Origin of the sequence: Microbispora corallina (assembly GCF_016863035.1) — a bacterium.
Classification (GTDB): domain Bacteria; phylum Actinomycetota; class Actinomycetes; order Streptosporangiales; family Streptosporangiaceae; genus Microbispora; species Microbispora corallina.
Window position 1 is genome coordinate 1 of the sequence record NZ_BOOC01000111.1, and the last position, 756, is coordinate 756.

General features: G+C 74.2%; 1 protein-coding gene. It reads right to left on the minus strand.

The genetic code is table 11. From position 1 onward, the window contains the following. Positions 1-526 precede the first annotated feature (526 nt). Positions 527-756 (minus strand): RICIN domain-containing protein (locus tag Mco01_RS38760; RefSeq protein ID WP_204061798.1); only part of this gene is annotated, 230 nt, incomplete at its 5' end.

Sequence of the window (756 nt, forward strand, 5' to 3'; positions counted from 1 at the left end):
GCAGGCCAACCAGAAGTGGACCCGCGTCTGACACCGGCCGATCCCCCGCCGTAGACGCGGCAGCGCCGGGGTGGGCGACCGCCGCCCCGGCACCTGTCCTATCCCGAGCCGGTCCGGGCAGAGAGCCGCGCGGACCGGCTCTCGGCTGTCAGGCGACGCGTCCTCTTGGGGCGCGATCCACCGGGGTCACCGCCCGCTCGGCAGGGGCGCCCGGTCCGTCGCCATCAGGCCGGGTGCCCGCGATCGTCCCGGGCCTGTGTCAGCCGCCTGCCGACTCCCGCCGCCGACGGCGGGGGTCGGCACGACGAGCACGCCACGGGCGCCGCCTCCCGGCCGCCTCACCTCCCGGCCGCGTCGCCTTGCGGCTGCTCCTCGCGCGTGCGCGGGTGCGGGCAGGGTGCGTGGGACCGCGGATGGTCGGGGTGGCCGGCGGTGCCGGGTATGCGTGTGCCGGGTGGGCGTGAGTGGTCACGCGCACCCGGCACAAGGGGTACCGGCGTCCGACGGCCGACGGGCCGTCAGGAGATCAGGTCCGGGTCCACTTCTGATTGGCGGCGCCGCTGCAGGCCCAGATCTGGACCCTGGTGCCGTTGGCGGTGCCCGCGCCGGAAACGTCCAGGCACTTGTTCGCTCCCACGGCGGTGATGGAACCGTCGGAGTTGAGGCGCCACTTCTGGTTGTTCTGCCCGTTGCAGTCCCAGATGATCACGCTGGTGCCGTCGGCGGTGCCCGCTCCGTTGACGTCCAGACACTTGC